The organism is Roseateles sp. SL47 (assembly GCF_026625885.1).
In the GTDB taxonomy this organism is placed as follows: Bacteria; Pseudomonadota; Gammaproteobacteria; order Burkholderiales; family Burkholderiaceae_C; genus Roseateles.
In genome coordinates, this window is record NZ_CP113068.1 from 2218241 (window position 1) to 2234372 (window position 16132).

The 16132-nt window shown below is 66.0% G+C and carries 8 protein-coding genes; 3 read left to right on the forward strand and 5 right to left on the reverse strand.

The window, feature by feature from the left end; translation table 11 throughout:
• Positions 1-170 precede the first annotated feature (170 nt).
• The 3 genes from OU995_RS09585 to OU995_RS09595 form a co-directional block, all read right to left on the reverse strand.
• The gene (locus tag OU995_RS09585) at positions 171-3170 is read right to left on the reverse strand and encodes a sensor histidine kinase (protein ID WP_267835290.1); all 3000 of its coding nucleotides are present in this window, start codon (positions 3168-3170) and stop codon (positions 171-173) included.
• A gap of 359 nt (positions 3171-3529) precedes the next feature.
• On the reverse strand, positions 3530-4501 hold the full coding sequence (gene rpoH / locus OU995_RS09590) for an RNA polymerase sigma factor RpoH (RefSeq protein ID WP_267835291.1): 972 nt from the start codon (positions 4499-4501) through the stop codon (positions 3530-3532).
• A gap of 391 nt (positions 4502-4892) precedes the next feature.
• Entirely contained in the window at positions 4893-7637 is a 2745-nt protein-coding gene (locus tag OU995_RS09595) for a CHASE domain-containing protein (RefSeq protein ID WP_267835292.1), read from the reverse strand.
• Between the two features lie 372 nt (positions 7638-8009).
• On the opposite strand from OU995_RS09595, the gene OU995_RS09600 reads away from it, so the two are divergent.
• From OU995_RS09600 to OU995_RS09610, 3 genes are all read left to right on the forward strand, one after another.
• The gene (locus tag OU995_RS09600; protein ID WP_267835293.1) at positions 8010-13199 is read left to right on the forward strand and encodes a trifunctional serine/threonine-protein kinase/ATP-binding protein/sensor histidine kinase; all 5190 of its coding nucleotides are present in this window, start codon (positions 8010-8012) and stop codon (positions 13197-13199) included.
• Position 13200: 1 nt separating this feature from the next.
• Positions 13201-13842 (forward strand): response regulator transcription factor, encoded by a 642-nt coding sequence (locus OU995_RS09605; protein ID WP_267835294.1) that lies wholly within the window; start codon positions 13201-13203, stop codon positions 13840-13842.
• Between the two features lie 180 nt (positions 13843-14022).
• The gene (locus OU995_RS09610) at positions 14023-14403 is read left to right on the forward strand and encodes a response regulator transcription factor (RefSeq protein WP_267835295.1); all 381 of its coding nucleotides are present in this window, start codon (positions 14023-14025) and stop codon (positions 14401-14403) included.
• A gap of 80 nt (positions 14404-14483) precedes the next feature.
• Here OU995_RS09610 and OU995_RS09615 read toward each other — a convergent pair whose 3' ends face one another.
• Together OU995_RS09615 and OU995_RS09620 are read right to left on the reverse strand one after the other, a co-directional pair.
• On the reverse strand, positions 14484-15137 hold the full coding sequence (locus OU995_RS09615) for a LuxR C-terminal-related transcriptional regulator (RefSeq protein ID WP_267835296.1): 654 nt from the start codon (positions 15135-15137) through the stop codon (positions 14484-14486).
• A 351-nt stretch (positions 15138-15488) separates the two neighbouring features.
• Positions 15489-16067 carry a LysR substrate-binding domain-containing protein gene (locus OU995_RS09620; RefSeq protein ID WP_267835297.1) on the reverse strand — a complete coding sequence of 193 codons (579 nt, stop codon included), beginning with the start codon at positions 16065-16067 and terminating at the stop codon, positions 15489-15491.
• Positions 16068-16132: the final 65 nt, after the last annotated feature.

Genomic DNA, 16132 nt, shown 5'->3' on the forward strand with positions numbered 1-16132 from the left:
AAACACATTCTCCCACCGGCGCTCACCGGCGCTCAGCGGCTCCCACCGGCTCCCACCGGCGTGTTGGACGGCCCCTGCGTGGCTGCGAGGCACCGGTCTCGCTGCCGGTCTCGCTGCAGGTTGCACGGCCGTGCTCATTGCCGTGCTCATTGCCAGTCAAGGGGCAGGTCTCAACCGCTATCACGAGCGTACGCAATCCGCGCCTTGATCCGCAGCGACACATGCGTCCCCGGATCCCCCTGGCCATTGATGCGGAGCAGGGCGCCCACGCGGGCCGCACGTTCTTGCATGCCTACCATGCCAAAGTGGCCGGGCTGCAGGTGCCGGTCCTGCGCAAGGCCAATGCCGTTGTCATGCACGTCCACTTCCAGCGCCTGGCTGCCATAGTCGATATGGACCGTCACCTCACTGGCCTTGGCATGCTTGGCGGCATTGAACAGTGCCTCGCCAGCGATGCACAGCACCTCGTCAAACACATTGGGTCGCAGCCGCCTGCGCGGCCCGGAGCTGGAGACGGTGACGCGGGTGCTGGCGCCGAAGGGCTGTTCCTCGACCAGCCGCCGCAGCTCATGTTCCAGATCACTGCCGCTGGCTCGTCGCAAGCCCTGCAGCCGGTCGCGCCCCTCCACAAGCACGGCTTCGGCACGGTCCAGTGCCTGGTTCAGCGATTGCTGCGTTGGCGGGTCGCCCTGCAATCGTCCCGCCACCGCATGGAAGCGCAGGATCAGCCCCTGGACACTCTGCAGCAGGGTGTCGTGGATGTCCCGGGCAATGCGCTCCCGCTCGCGGCTGCGGTCCTCGCTGCGTTCCCGCATGCGGGTGAGGATGTGCCGCATGCGCAGCAGGTAGAGAAAGTACAGCACCAGCGCCACCAGCACGGCCAGGCCCGTCTTGAAGGCCAGCGACTGGGTCAAGGTGGTCGGGATGGTCAGATTCACCGCAGCGGCCTGTTCGTTCCACAGGCCGTCGTTGTTGCTGGCCCTGACTTCGAAGCGATAGTGACCCGGGCGGAGGTCCGACAACACGATGCCGCGTTGCGGGCTCGGTTCGCTCCACGTTTCGTCGTCGGACCCCATCAGACGGTGACGGAACAGAACCCGGCTCGGCACCGGAAAGCTGAGTGCGGTGAACGCGACTCGCACGGTGGTGGTTCCGGCTGGCACGGTGACCGGCGCGTCAGCCGGATAGGTCTGGTCACCCACTTGAAACGAACGTACCAGCACCGGTGGGGGCAGCGGATTGGGCTTGAGTGTGGAGGGGGTCACTCGCACCACATTGCGCCGGGTCAGGAACCACACGCGTCCGTCGCCCCCCGTCACCACCTGCGCGCCAGGCGCCTTCTGGACAAAACTGTTCAACCCATCCTTGAAATCAAACACCCGCACCGGCAGTGGGTTCGGCTGCTTGACAGTCGCCTGCCCGACAGTGGGCCGCTTGAGAGCCGCAGCCAGGTCGGCGGAGCGCATGCGCACGATGCCGGCATCCCCGATGGCCCAGGTTTCGCCATCCGGGGTCTGAGTGATGCCGTTGAGCGAGGCCGCCCAGGGGTGGGTGCTGGCGCTCAAGATCGGGGCCGCGGCGTCCTGAGCCAGGGCCAGGCCCTGGCTGCCACTGATCAACAGCCCGGCGCTCGTCGGCAGCAGCCCTTCGATGCCGCCGACGGCCGACCGGCCGACAGACAGCGCGATGAAGGGGGGCTCGCCGGGCGGCGGGGGGCCCCGGAACAGCACCACCACGCGGCCTTCCTGGTCCTGCGCTGCATTCGCGGGCAGTGAGGGGGAGGGCGTCGGCTCCGGCCACCGTTGCCAGTGGCCGTGCTGCCAGACGTGAAGACCCTGGTCGAGGCCCGGCATCCACAGGCGGCCCTCGGTGTCTTCGGCGCAGCCATAGGCGCCGCCGGGCGCGGGCTTGGGCAAGCGGGTGATGCCGGACGGCTCGACCTTCAGGACCCGATCCGCCAGGAACAGCCACATGCCGCGCTCCCCGGCGGCACAGAGCGCTTCTGCAGGTGACTCGAGGGTGACAAGCGGGCGGGGCGACTTGCCGGGTGCAATTTCATACAGCGCATGGGCATCCGCCACGTGCACCACACCGTCATGAGTCACGGCCATGCGGTAACTGGTTGGCGAGTTGCTCGGGAGGTCCGGTTCGACGATGACGCTGGCCGGCCGCAGCAGGTCCAGGCCCAGTTCGGTGCCCACCCAGACATTGCCTTCCCGGTCCTGGAAGAGGGCGCGAGTCTGGTCCGACGTCAGCCCCGCCGTGGCCTGCAGGGCGGCGATGCGCCGCTCGGCGGGCCATTGCGCCGAGGGCTTGCGGCCCGGTGACCGGATGCGCAGCACACCACTGTTCCAGGTGGTGGTCCACAGGTCGCCTTGACGGTCAAACAGCACACGAGAACCGCCCACCGGGTTCGGATATTTGAAGGCCGTATCGGGGCTGTCCGGGCGCTGCAGGGCACGGATGCCGCGCTCGTCCGACAGCCAGATCTGGCCTTGCGCATCCTCTGACAGACTCGCGCGCGGCGAGATGCCCGCCTCTGCCAGATGAAACCGCACTTCACCGGGTTTGCGATAAGCCAGGGTGTTGGAGAGCACCACCCAGAAAGTGCCGTCCCGCGCGAAGTGCAGGTGCCAGATGGGCTGTGCAGGCAGGCCGGTGTCCGGCCCCAACTCTTGCCATGCCCCCTGATGGAAGCGCGCCAGCGTGCCGGTGCTGCGTCCGCCACGAGCGACCCAAATGCCGCCGTCGGCATCTTCCTGAAGGTCGTTCACTTCGCGGGACGGATTCGGCATCTGCGTGTCGATCAGCCGGCCATCGCGCCAGAGTGCCACTCCCCGGCTGCGGCCCAGTCCTACCCAGAGGTCGCCGTTGCGGGCGGCCAGCAGGCTGGAGACGACCAGCCGGGGGGCGTTGTCACTCTCCAGCCGAATGGGGTCGAAGCTGACGCCGTCAAAGCGGAACAGGCCTTCGACACTACCAATCCACAGAAATCCGTCGCGCGTCTGGGTGATGGAATTGATGCGGCTGGGCGCACCGCGCTCGATGGACCAGGCGTCGTGTTTGAAGTCGACCAGCGCGGGAGGTGTGATCTGAGCCGATGCAGACAGCGGCGCCAGCAGCATCCAGGCGGCCAGAAGTTGCAGGACTGGCAGGAGTGGCAGCAACACCAGGCGAGTGGTGAGGGCAAGGAGGGGTAGCCGCTTGCGGGCACCCCTTGTCCACCGTCTCCAGCCCGGGGGGCCGAGGCCTCTGACTGCACGAGGATGGGGGGCGATCTCTGGCATCGGCTTGGCGGTGCTTGCTCAAGGCTGGTGGAGCAAGGGCGGGCGGATGATACTCGCGCGGGTGCGGATCTTGCCCGTTGCGCTCCGGGGAGCCTGTCATGGCCGGTGCAGCCAAGCGCTGCGGGTGTTCATGGTGGACCCGGAGGTGTGACGGCGACCAAAAACAAAGGCCCCGATGTCGGGGCCTTGTTCAGGTGGGTGCTGGTGTCTGTACCCAGCACCAATCGTCGAGCGGCGGAGGGTCAGGCCACCTCGGCGACCTCAGCCTTGGACAGCTTCTTGGCCGCCGGCTTGGTGGCCGGTGCGGTGTCGCCGGCCATGGCCTTGCGCATCTTCTTCATAGCCGCGACCTCGATCTGGCGAATACGCTCGGCCGACACGTTGTACTCCGCCGCCAGCTCATGCAGCGTCATGCCACCCGAGCTGTCGTCGTTCACCTTCAGCCAGCGCTCTTCCACGATGCGACGGCTGCGCGGGTCCAGCACCTCCAGCGCCTTCTGCAGGCCATCGCTGGCCATCGAGTCGCGGGACCGGGCTTCCAGCACGCGGGTCGGTTCCTGCGATTCATCAGCCAGATAGGCGATGGGGGCAAAGCTTTCGCCGTCATCGTCGCCTTGCGGCTCCAGCGCGATGTCACCCCCGGCGAGACGGGTTTCCATCTCCAGCACTTCCTCGCGCTTGACGTTCAGCTCTTTGGCCACCAGGTCGATCTCACGCTCGGTGAGGGATGAACGCTGCTGGTCTTCCGCGCTTTCCTTCAGGCTGTGCTTCATCGAGCGCAGATTGAAGAACAGCTTGCGCTGAGCCTTGGTCGTGGCCACCTTCACCAGGCGCCAGTTCTTGAGGATGTACTCGTGAATCTCGGCCTTGATCCAGTGCATGGCGTAGCTGACCAGACGGACGCCCTGGTCCGGATCAAAACGCTTCACCGCCTTCATCAGGCCGACGTTGCCTTCCTGGATCAGGTCGCCTTGCGGCAGCCCGTAGCCCAGGTACTGGCGAGAAATCGACACCACCAGACGCAGGTGCGACAGCACCAGGCGGCCGGCGGCTTCCACATCGCCCTTGGTTTTCAGGCGTTGGGCGTAATCCTGCTCTTCCTCTGCGGTCAGCATCGGGAGACGGTTGACCGCGGAGATGTATGCATCCAGGTTGCCCAGCGACGGCACCAGGGACCAAGGATTGCTGGTCTTCAATGCAAGGCTGTTGGACATGTCTTGGAATCTCCTGAACCAGTTGAACCACTGGTGTTGCGATGAATATTAGCACTCATGGGAATCGAGTGCTAAGTGTCGGATGGAAGGCCTTTGTGAGCTTGTGTAGAGGGGTTTTGAAGGAAAAACCTGTGACAAATTTGTCACTTGTAGCAAAACGACCAAATATTCCTTGAACCCAACTCAAACCACCTTCCCCGCGCGCCGCCCGATCCTGAGTCACATCCTTGAAGGCATACCCCTCACGGATCGGCATGGGCACTCTGCAGGCAATGTCTCCGACAGATCCGACAGATCCGGCAGATCCGGCAGATCCCTGCAGAACCTGGCACTGGCACAGATCTTCCTCCAAAAATCCCTCGGGATTGTTGCGCCAATTCGCACACTGTGTTCAAGCTTCATGCCTGCCGGGTGACGGTTCTTTGACGTCATCCTCCCTTGGCAACGCCGCCGCCGCCAGTTCAAACCGGAAGCTGGACCCGGCCCCTGGGGCGCTGGTCACCTCCAGTTGGCCTCCCAGGCGTTCCACCAGCCGCTTGGTGATCACCAACCCCAGCCCCGTCCCCTCAATCCCCCCCAGTTCGCGTCCCAAGCGGTTGAATGGCTGGAACAACTGGGCTCGCTGAGTCTCCGTCAGACCCGCCCCGGTATCGGTCACGCTCAACGCCACCGTGCCGGAGGCGGTCCGGTTGGCGCGCAGCCAGACCTTTCCGCCTTCCTGGTTGTATTTGATGGCGTTGCTGAGCAGATTGGTCAGGATCTGCCGCAGCCGTGTGGCGTCCGTCATCACCCCGGGCAGATCGTCCTCGACCTCCAGCATCACCTCCACCCGGCGCCGCTGGCGCTGTGTCTCCACCATGGCCAGGCTGTCCGACAGGATCGGGCGCAGGGCCTGGGCGGACAGGTCGACGCGGATGTCGTCGGCTTCCAGCCGGGACATGTCCAGCGCGTCGTTGATCATCTCCAGCAGATGCCAGCCGGACTGCTGGATGTGCTGCACCCAGCCACGCTGCCGGGCGCTGATGGCCGGATCGCGGTCCGCCTCCAGCAACTGGGAGAAGCCCAGCATCGCGTTCAGCGGTGTGCGCAACTCGTGGCTCATGCGGGACAGGAATTCATTCTTGGCCCGATGGGCCGCCTTGGCGGTTTCATGCAGGCGCTCCAGTTCTTCCAGCCGCAACTGCTCTCCGATGTCCTCCACCACCCCGACCATCCGGTAGGGCTCTCCCTGCGAGTCCCTGAGCAGCGACACCCAGACGCGGACGGTGATCATCCGTCCCTGGGCGCTGACATAGCGCTTGATCCGGCTGTAACGCTCGATCTCGCCGCCGATGAGTGCGAGGCCCAGCCGGCCGTCTTCGGCCCGGTCCTCCGGGTGCGTGATCTTCATGATCGAGCGATGGCGAAGTTCCTCTTCGCTGTAGCCCACCAATTGGCAGAAATAGGGATTCACCGTCTGGGGCCGCCCGTTGAGGTCGGTGAACACCACCCCTATCGGCGCATGTTCGACGATGCTGCGAAAGCGCTCCTCGCTCTCACGCAGCCGCTGGGTGCGTTCTTCCACCAACTCCGCCACGCGGGCGGCACGCCCGGTCACCACCAGCAGCAGCAGCCCCAGCAGCCCAGTGCAGGCGAGGCCCGCCAGCGCAAACGGTAGGGCGAAGTGGCCGGACAGCACCGGGAGCCCGCCGGGGGCATACACCACCATCTGCCAATCCCGGCCAGCGAAGTCCAGGACCCTCGTGCGGGTGGGCATGCTGGCGGGAAGCGCCTTGCATCGTTCGTCCCCGGCCAGCAGCATTTGGCGAGTGCCCGGGGTGTGGTCCAGCAGGCAGAAATCCAGATCCGTGGCCTGGGCGGGCATGGATTCATGCAACAGGGCTTCCGGCCGGATGGTGGCAAACGCGAGCCCGCGCAGTGCGGCCGGTTGAGTCGGCATGCGGTCGGCGTCCGCATACACCGCCTGGTACACCACCACACCGATGGCACGGGTGCCCACGTCCTGAGACAGCGCAAAAGCCTCGGCCGCCGAGGGCAGCCCGGTGGCAATGGCCCGATCCTGGGCGGCCTTGGCCTGCGGCACGCTGCGTACGTTGACCCCCAAGGCCGTCTGGTTGCGGGCAAAGGGCACGATCAGGCGGATGACCCGTTGATCCGCCGTGGGGTCGAGGGGAAGGTCTCCCGGGCGATGACGCTCGTGTACGTGGAAGTCTGGGTATCCGTCGGCCCGGGCGGCACGTTCAAAGGCTTCCAGCTGCGCGGGCGGCACCAGGGCCAGCCAGCCCAGGGCATAGACACTCTCGCTGCCGGGCGTGCGCTCCGCATGGGCGCGTTCAAAAGCCTGTCGGCTGATGTGTGGCGCCACCGTCAGCAGGCTGTGATTGGCATCCAGCGCGGTCAATGGGCGTCGCAGGGATTCGCCCAGCGCATCCAGGGCCGCCTCGGCCTCCAGATCAAAGGCATGCCGTCGGCGCTCCTCTTCATTCTGCGACACGTAATCACTGGCGGCCACCAGCAGGGCACAGGCCAACAGCATGGGCAGCGACACGCTCAATCGGCGCGGCGCCCAGTGCGTGCGTGGCAGGCCAAACAGGCTCAGCGCCACGGGTGTGGTCAGCATCACCCCGATGGCATCACCCAGCCACCAGCCCAGCCAGTGAGACAGGGCCGCAGCTCGCCCCAGCGGCCCGGCCCAGGACAGCACCAGCACCCCCACTGTCGGCCCGATGACACAGGCGAGCCCGGCCACGGCGGCATAAAAGCGCAGCACCTCCCGGGGTTCCGTCAGACGGGGCACCGGCCCTACCCAGCGTTGTGCCAGCCAGGCGCCGGCATAGGCCTGAAGCGCGGCGCCAGCGGCAATCACTGCGGATGCAAGCAGCGCGCTCTGGCTGAGGGTGTCTGGCAGCAGCAGATGGACCGCCAGCGAGCCGGCCACAAGGCCGGGCAGGACGCGACGCCCCCATCGCAGCACCGCCGCCACGGCCAGCCCGGCCGCCGGATAGACCGGCGCGGCACTGTCCGGCGCCACGATGGACAGTGCCGCCATGCCCAGGGCGGCATACACCGCGCCGATGGCAAGGTTCAGGCCCAACAGCACCTGCCAGCGCCTGTGGGGTGGGGGCGGGGTCGTCATCGAAGCCGCTTGGACGGAGGCATCGCGCATGGCATCAGCCTAGCGCTGGAATTGATCAACCGACATGCTCGAACCGTGGGGGTGGGACGGGGGTTTCCCTAGTCCAGCGAATCAGTGGCGCAGTGTTCATCCGCCTCAATCGCCGCCCCGGCTCCCGTCCGAGCAGTCACCAAACATGGAGGGCCAGAAAGGCAATTCCCCGATGGAGTTAGTTCTTCAATCGGTCGCTTCACCTAGACTCTGCGCCATTCCTGTCCAGATGCCTCGCTCCAGCTCGACGTCCGAGGCAAGTGGCTCAGCCAGCCGTGCCCAGCGAACGCATGCCATGCCTGGCTGGCAGACCTTGTGCCCCCTGGCCCTGCCTTGAGCCTTATGCGCTTTCAAACTTTCGCACCGCGACCGCTGTCGGCGCCGCCGGACCCGCAGCGCCTCACCGACGGGCAGGTGCTGGTCAACGATCTGCTGCCCCCTGCTGCGGGACTCCGGACGCGCCTGGTGCAGGAGGCCGATGGAGGGGCGACCTGGCTGGTGCGTGAAGCCGCGTTTTCCAACGAAAGTGCGTGCCACCGGCTTCAGCGGGAAGCCCAACAGGCGGCAGCCTGCCCTGTTGCGACAGGCGTGCTGCCACAGTCGCCGCTCTGGTCCGCCGATCGCATGCTCCTGGTCCATCGCGCCAGCCCCGGACTCACCACCTTCAAGCGCCTGGGGCACAGCGGCGTGAGCGTGCCGACCTTTGTGGCGCTGTGCCTGGGGGCCGTGGAAGCTGTCCAATCCCTGCACGCTGCCGGACAACTCCACGGCGATCTGCGGACCGAGTACTTTGTTGTGGACGATCAGCAGCAAGTCTCGCTGGTGGCCGCCATCGGGGGCAGTGGTGACCGGCAGGCATTGACCGACAAGGGCGCGCTGCCCTTCCAGGCGCCTGAACTTGATGGGGGCTCGGCAGGCCGACCCACGGTGGCGACTGAACTGTATGCGCTGGGGGTGTGCCTGTTCGAGCTGCTCACCGGCCGCATGCCACTTTCCGCGCAAACGCCCGCGGAATGGGCCCATGCGCATGCGGCGGCCGCTCCGGTCCAGGCGAGCCGACTGCGCCAGGACGTGCCGCAGGCCGTGAGTGCCGTGCTGGAGATGCTGCTGCGCAAGGACCCGGCCGCCCGGTATCGCGATGCCGGGGCGCTGCGGGATGATTTGCAGGACCTGAGTGAAGCGCTCCGTGCTTCCGACCGTCTGGAGGGCTTTGATGCCCGCCGCTCCCGGCAACGGCTGGCAAGGCGTGCCTCCACGCTGTTTGGCCGGCAGCAGCAGCAGGATGCGCTGGCGGCGGCATTGCATCGTGTGGCCTCCACCTCAGACAGTGAAATCGTGCTGATTGAAGGCGGCGCAGGGGGCGGCAAATCGGCCATCGCGCATTGGCTGTTGCAAGGTGCCAAGGCGGCAGGCGCGATGATCGCCGTGGGCAAATGTGATCAGCAGCAACTGGAGATTCCGTTTTCTCCCGTGAGCCAGATCCTCGAAAGCCTGACCTCGCAGTTGCTCGGCGCCGAGCAGCAGCAACTGGAGGCCGTGCGCGCGCGCTGGTTGTCGTTTTTGCATGGACAAGGCCAGGCGGTGGTGGAGCTGGTGCCGACCATTGCGCATGTGCTGGGCCCGAGCCCGGGACTGGCCAATGTCGCCGCCGCGCAAGCCCGGGCGCGCATGGAGCATGCGCTGCTGCAGTCGCTGCGGGCCTTCGCCAGTCCCGATCAGCCCCTGGTGTTGCTGATGGACGACCTTCAATGGGCGGACGAAGCCACTGCCGGTCTGCTGGAAGCCTTTGTCCAGCAGCCTCCACCGGGTGTGCTTTTGCTGTGTGCGTACCGGGACGGTGGGGCCGAAGGCGCCCGTGCCAGGGCGCTGATTGGAAGGATCGTCCGCGCACGTCATGCCAGCCGGGCCAAGGCCGTCGCGGTCACCGAACTGTCGGTGCCTCCGTTGGACGAGGGCGAGATGGCCCAGATGCTGCAGGAGGTCCTGGGGCCGGGCGGCACCGCCGACCTGGAGGGGCTGGCCCGTGCCGTGCAGGCGCGAACGGGGGGCAATCCCTACTTCGCCCTGCAATGGGTCAAGAGCCTGATGGATGACGAGGTACTGGTCTTTGACCGCCACAGCGCCACCTGGCGCTGCGATCTGGCTGCGCTGCACAGGGCCGATTACAGCGACACCGTGCTGGACCTGATGGTGAGCCGTCTGGCCCGCCTGCCCGCGCAGACGATGGAGGTGGCGCAGCATCTCGCCAGTGTCGGCATCGCCTGCGAAGCGGGCCTCCTTGCGAGACTGGCGGGGCTGACCCCACAGGCTTTGGAGGCCGTGCTGCAGCCCGCCGTCGATGCGGGCTTGATCATGCAGAGGGGACGCAGCATCGCCTTCGAGCATGACCGGGTTCTCGAGTCCGCCTATTCGTTCATCGATCCGCGCCAGGCGCCGCAACGCCATGCGCGTGTTGCGGACGCGATGCTGGCACATTGGCAGGCCGATCGGGGCCATCATGCCTTTGAGATCTGCAATCAGATCGAGCGTTCCACCGGCCATGAACCCTCGCCGGCACAGCGCGATGCCTTTGTGTCCATCCTCCTGCAGGCGGGGCTGCGTGCCAAGCAGGCCTCCGCCTGGACCCAGGCGTCCAACTTCATTGACCGGGCCCTTGGCTTGGTGGAAGAGCGCCTGTGGACCGAGCAGCCCGAGGTGGCGTTTGGTGTGCATGCGCTGCACTGCGACATCCTGCTGGCGGCGGCGCAGCTGGAGCAGGCGGAGCTGCAGATTCGTCATCTGCTGAGCCGGGACCTGGAGGCGCTTCAGAAGGCCAATGTCCATCGTCTGCAGGCGGTGCTCTTCACCATCCATTCGGACTATGAGTCGGCCATTGATGCCGCTCTTCGCGGTCTGCATCTGCTGGATGTTCCGCTGTACCGGCATCCCAGCGACGAGGACATGCGAGCCACCTATCTCGCCACGCTCGCCTTGATTGGCGGCAGCGATGGCATCGCCGCGCTGGGCACGCTTCCCACCACCGATGATCCACGCATGCGGGCCGTGATGAGCCTGCTGGCCACCCTGCTGGCCTCGGCCTTCATCTCGGACGGGATCAGCTTCCAGCATCTGGCCAAGATGGTCGAGCTGACCGCACTCCACGGCGCCACGCCGGAGTCGCCGCATGGCTTTGCATGGTTTGGTGTCTTCTGCTCCATCCACTATGAGGCCTATGAGGACGCGCTGGCATTTGGACAGGCCGCGCTGGCGCTGATCGAACGCCACGGCTACGAAGCGGAACGAATTTCGACCCTGGTGGCCCTGGATCAGTCCTCCGCCTGGACACGACCCATGGATGTGGCGCTGTCGCATGTGCAGCAGGCGGTCCGGCTGGGGCTGGCCTCTGGCGATGCGGCGATGGCCTGCTACGCCTACAACCATATCGTTTCGGACCTGCTGATCATGGGGTGGCCGCTCTCGCTGGTGCAGGAGGAATTGCATAAAGGCATCGCGCTCACCCGCACAATGAAGTACCGCGACATTGAGCTGCTGCTGCTGTCTCAGCAGCAGTATGTGGACACGGTCACTGCGGTTCAGCCCGACATTCAAACCTTGCGTGACGGCACCCGGCTGCGTATTGAAGAGGCACGATCCCTGCCAACGCAGTTCTGGACCTGGCTGTATGGCGGCATGGGCCTGTTCCAGCTGGGGTCGTATGACGAGGCCGTGGCGCATCTGCGGGAAGCCGAGCGCCTGGCGTGGTCCGCCCGCGGCCACGTGAACATCATGGACGCGCATCTCTACCTGTGTCTGTCGCTGGCACGGGGCAGCGAAGTGGCGCAGAACCCGGCCGCCATCATCCGCACATTGCAGGACCGCCTGACCTTATGGACAAGACTGGCGCAGACCAATCCTCACAGCTTCCAGAACAAGCGGCAGTTGCTCGGGGCGGAACTGTTGCGACTGCAAGGCCGCCCGCTGGAGGCCATCGCCGGGTTCGAACAGTCCGCAAGAACGGCCATGGCGTCTGGATTCCTTCACGAGCAGGCCCTGGCGCTTCAGTATGCCGGGGAGCTCTGCCTGGCGCATGGGCTGAGGCAACCGGGCCTGACCTACGTCCGCGCGGCGCGTGAGCGGTATCGGGAGTGGGGCGCCTCTGGTTGTGAGCAGCGCACGACGGTGGCGCTGGCGGCAGCAGATGGGAGCGACGCTGCTGATGACAGTCGGGAGCTTGATGCTCGAAGAGATCCGGGCCAGGCGGCCTGGGAACTGGGCGTCAGCGCGGGCCATGCGCTGTCCGGCGAAGCCGTCATCGGGCCCTTGCTCCAGACGCTCATGACCCATTTGATGGTGCATGCTGGTGCCACCTATGGCGCGCTGTTGCTGCTGGAAGGCGAGCAGTTCGAGGTGGTCGCATCGGCCCGCGTGGTGGACGGGCAGGTGCAGGTGCTGCAGTGCCAGGCGATGCCGGATGAGCAGGCGATTCCTCCCAGCATGCTCAACAGCGTTGCTCGCACCCGTCAGCCCCTGGTGCTGAATGATGGGGTGACGATGCCTTTCTCCATCACTGCAGAACCGCCGAGTGGGCGCCTGCGCTCGGCGCTGTGCATGCCGCTGCTGCGCGGGGACGTGCTGGATGGGGTCATCTATTTCGAGAACGGTCTGGCTGCGGGTGTCTTTCATGAACAGCGGACCGCGCGGGTGGCCTTGATGCTGCCGCAGGTGGCCATTGCGCTGAAGTCGGCGCGCCTCTACGAGCAACTCATTCGGGAAAGTGATCGCCGGCTGCAGGCGGAACTGGGGCTTCGCAGTGCCCAGACGGAGCTGGTGAAGGCTTCTCACATGACCGTGCTGGCCAATCTCGCGGCTTCCATCGCCCACGAAGTCAATCAGCCCCTGGCGTCCATCGTGACCCACGCCGATGCCAGCCTTCGTTGGCTGAATCGGCCAGTCCCCAATATCCAAGAGGTCACGGCCGGTCTGGCGGGCATCCGCAACGACGGATTGCGGGCGGCGGAGGTCATCCGGGCGGTCAAGGCCTTGGCCCGGCAGGCGCCTTCAAGGTATGAGCCGTTGGTGGTGGACGAGGTGCTGCGGGATGTCGTGGGGCTGCTGTCCGCCGACCTGGCCGACCGGCAGATCCGGGTCGTGATGAAGGTCGGAGCCGCACAGCCCGTGGCGGCCGACCGGGCGCAATTGCAGCAGGTGGCCCTGAACCTGGTGACCAACGCCATGGACGCCATGGCCGAGGTGCCGGTCCCGCAACGCGAACTTCGCATCTCCAGTGGGGCCAATGACCAGCAGGTGACGGTGCTGGTTGAAGATGGCGGTTCGGGGATTGATGCCGCGCTGATGGAAAAAATCTTCGATCCGTTCTTCACCACCAAGGCCGAGGGCATGGGCATGGGGCTGGCCATCTGCCGAAGCATCGTGCAAGCCCACGGCGGGCAGCTCTTTGCCGCGCCCGGGGCCTCCGGGGGAACGGTCATGACGTGGCAGATGCCGGTGGACGGGAGTTCCCTCAAGGGCCCGTACCCCCGGGAGGAGAAATAGCATGGTGGTGACGGTGACCTCCTTTGAGGACAGCACCGTGGTGGTGGTGGATGATGACGAACAGGTCCGTCTGGCGCTGAGCAGTCTGTTCCGGTCGCTGGGGGCTGAGGTGATGGCCTTGGCGTCGGCGTCCGAGTTGCAGCAATACCGCTTCCCTGACCGTCCCTGCTGCGTCATTCTGGACGTCCGGCTTCGTGGTGCCAGCGGCTTGGACGCTCAGGCCCTGCTGGTGGAGCGCGGCAATCCGGTGCCGGTCATCTTCATCACCGGCCACGGGGACATTCCCATGACGGTCACCGCCATGAAGGCGGGTGCCGAGCACTTCCTGGCCAAACCATTCCGGGAGCAGGAACTGCTGGACGCGGTGAACGCCGCGCTGAACAAGGACGCATCACGTCGGGCGCGGGAGCGCCAGGCCGCCGCAGTGCGGACCCGTTATGACAGCCTCACGCCTCGGGAGCGCGAGGTCATGGCCCTGGTGTCGGCGGGCTGCCTGAACAAGCAGATTGCCGATCAGCTCGACATCAGCGAGATCACCGTCAAGATTCACCGGGCGCAGGTCATGCGCAAGATGGAGGCGGATTCGCTGGCGATGCTGGTGGTGCAGGCGCAGCAGTTGGGGATCTGCCCAATTCAGCTCTGAGGAGCCCCGGTGGGCCGAGGTTCCGCGCCGGGTTCAATAGTGCCTTGGTATAGCTGTCAGCCGCCGCGATTGCGCCTAGAGTTGCATCCACCAGTCCTCTTGCTTGGAGGAGTGCGGACGGCGTGAGCCGCTGGACGGAACCCATCAAGAGCTGAATCGGCAGCACCAGGAGACGCCATTTTGAAACGCGAACGGGTCGTTGCCGTTGTGGATGACGATGACTCCATCCGGGCCTCCCTGAGCAGCCTGCTGAAGTCGTACGACATGGATGTTGAACTGTTCTCCAGTGGCGAAGCGCTGTTGAACCATGCGACGCTCGAAGACGTTGGCTGCCTGTTGGCGGATGTGGTGATGCCGGGCCTGGACGGGTTCCAGCTGTGCCGGGAATTGCGGGCACGGGGCTATACCTTCCCGGTCATCTTCATGACGGCCCACAAGCGTGAAGGTTATGCCGAGATGGCGGCGGCCTTGGGCGCCTTGCGCCTGCTCAACAAGCCCTTCAGCACCACCGACATGATGCGCTGCATTGCTGAAGCGCTGGGCCACTCACCCCGTCCCTGAGGCAGCCAGACGACCGAAGGCCCGCCGGGCGCACCCCGCGGGCCTTCGGTCATGTGGGGTGGGGCTCGGGGCGTCTGAACTCAGGAGGCGGTGGCGCGATCGGCGATCAGCCCGCGCTGCTGCGCGATATTGGCCGCTTCCGTGCGAGTGTTCGCATTCAGCTTGCCGAGAATGGCTTTCATATGGGCCTTGACCGTGCCCTCGGAAATATCGAGCTTGTTGGCGACCCCCTTGTTGCTGTGGCCCCGTGCCACCAGACACAACACGTCGAGTTCGCGGCAGGTCAGGGTGGACCGCCCCATGCTCGACGCGATGTGTGCCGCCGCCATCTGGCTCAAATAACGGGATCCCCGCGCCAGTTGGCGAACGCCGGACAGCAACTCACCGACATCACATCCCAGCTCCAGATAACCATCCACACCGGCTTCCAGCGCGGAGCGGACGTCATGCTCCCGGTCATTGGGGGTGACCACCAGCACCTTCACCGCCGGGCGGGCTGATGCCTGCTGGGGTTGATGGCGCCGCTGCGCTTCACGTCGGGCGGCCAGCGTCAGGGCCTGGGCATAGTCCGCCACCACCACCTGTGGGCTGCTGGGGGCGGCCTTCTCCTCTGCAGGTTCCTGCACCACCTCCATGTCCACCTGCTGCGACAGCACCGTCGTCAGCCCGGCGGCGACCAACGGGTCCACATAGCTCACGCGCACCTGGATGCGCTGGGATGACCAGTTCAGCATGGTTGCTGCTCCATTCCTCGTCCTATTCGTGCCACGTTGTCCGTCATGGCTGACGGTTCCTTGTTGGAAGGGCCCTGGCCTCGGGTGGCACCCCCGGCAGGACACCTTGCTCGCTTCAGGTGACAGTGCTGAAGCGATGGCAAAAGCATAGGAGGGAGGCCGAGGCGCCACCATCATGACTTGGTATGGGCCGCTAACCCTCTTGGGGAACCCGCACACGGGGCCGGATGCGCGATGGAGGGCGCAGAGCGGCCTTGGCCGGGGGGCTGTGTGGCCGAGGTGTTCGACCTGGGCATGAGCCTCCCCCTACCCAGGTATGAAGAGCTGTGGGTGCAGGAGGGGAGGGGGCGTTCACCCGTGCCTGGCGGATGCGCCCGTTGGGCTTCTCAGGCTCAACACCACGCAACGGGCCAGTTCAGCGGGCTGGGGTGCCTGCTGATGCCCCTTGCGGGAGATCAGCCCCAGGGTGCGGCTGACGGAGGGGCGCACCAGCGGGATGCCCACGATGTTCTGGGGCGAGGAACCCGCCAAGGCCAGCCGGGGAATGGCGCTGACGCCCAGCCCGGCTTTCACCAGGGCCATGGCGTTGTCCAGCAGCATGCGGTTGCCGCTGCCGGACGCCAGCGAGACAAAGCGCTCCTCCACCAGCTCTTCCCATCCCACTGCACGTTGCCGCGCCAGGCGGTGATGGGCAGGAACCGCCAGCACATAACGCTCATTCACCACGGCGGAGAAGTCGTTGGTGGGATCTTGAGCGCCGAGGAAATTGATGCCGAAGTCGGCGCTGCCGTCGGATACCGCCTGCAGCACCAGCGGGGCACTCTGGTCCAGCAACCGGATGCGGGTGTGCGGATGCCGCGCCGAGAAAGTGGCCAGCACCTGAGGCAGCAGATGGTTGGCCAGGGACGGGATGCAGGCAATCGTCACCACCCCGGTGCGCCGGACGGCTCGCTCACTGACATCCGAGCATGATCGGCGTAAAGAACGCTGGCCCG

Bases quoted from the DNA above. Each gene is read 5' to 3' on its own strand.
- OU995_RS09605 (WP_267835294.1), top strand. From the start codon at position 13,201: ATGGTGGTGACGGTGACCTCCTTTGAGGACAGCACCGTGGTGGTGGTG.
- rpoH (WP_267835291.1), bottom strand. From the start codon at position 4,501: ATGTCCAACAGCCTTGCATTGAAGACCAGCAATCCTTGGTCCCTGGTG.
- OU995_RS09600 (WP_267835293.1), top strand. From the start codon at position 8,010: ATGCGCTTTCAAACTTTCGCACCGCGACCGCTGTCGGCGCCGCCGGAC.
- OU995_RS09595 (WP_267835292.1), bottom strand. From the start codon at position 7,637: ATGACGACCCCGCCCCCACCCCACAGGCGCTGGCAGGTGCTGTTGGGC.
- OU995_RS09615 (WP_267835296.1), bottom strand. From the start codon at position 15,137: ATGCTGAACTGGTCATCCCAGCGCATCCAGGTGCGCGTGAGCTATGTG.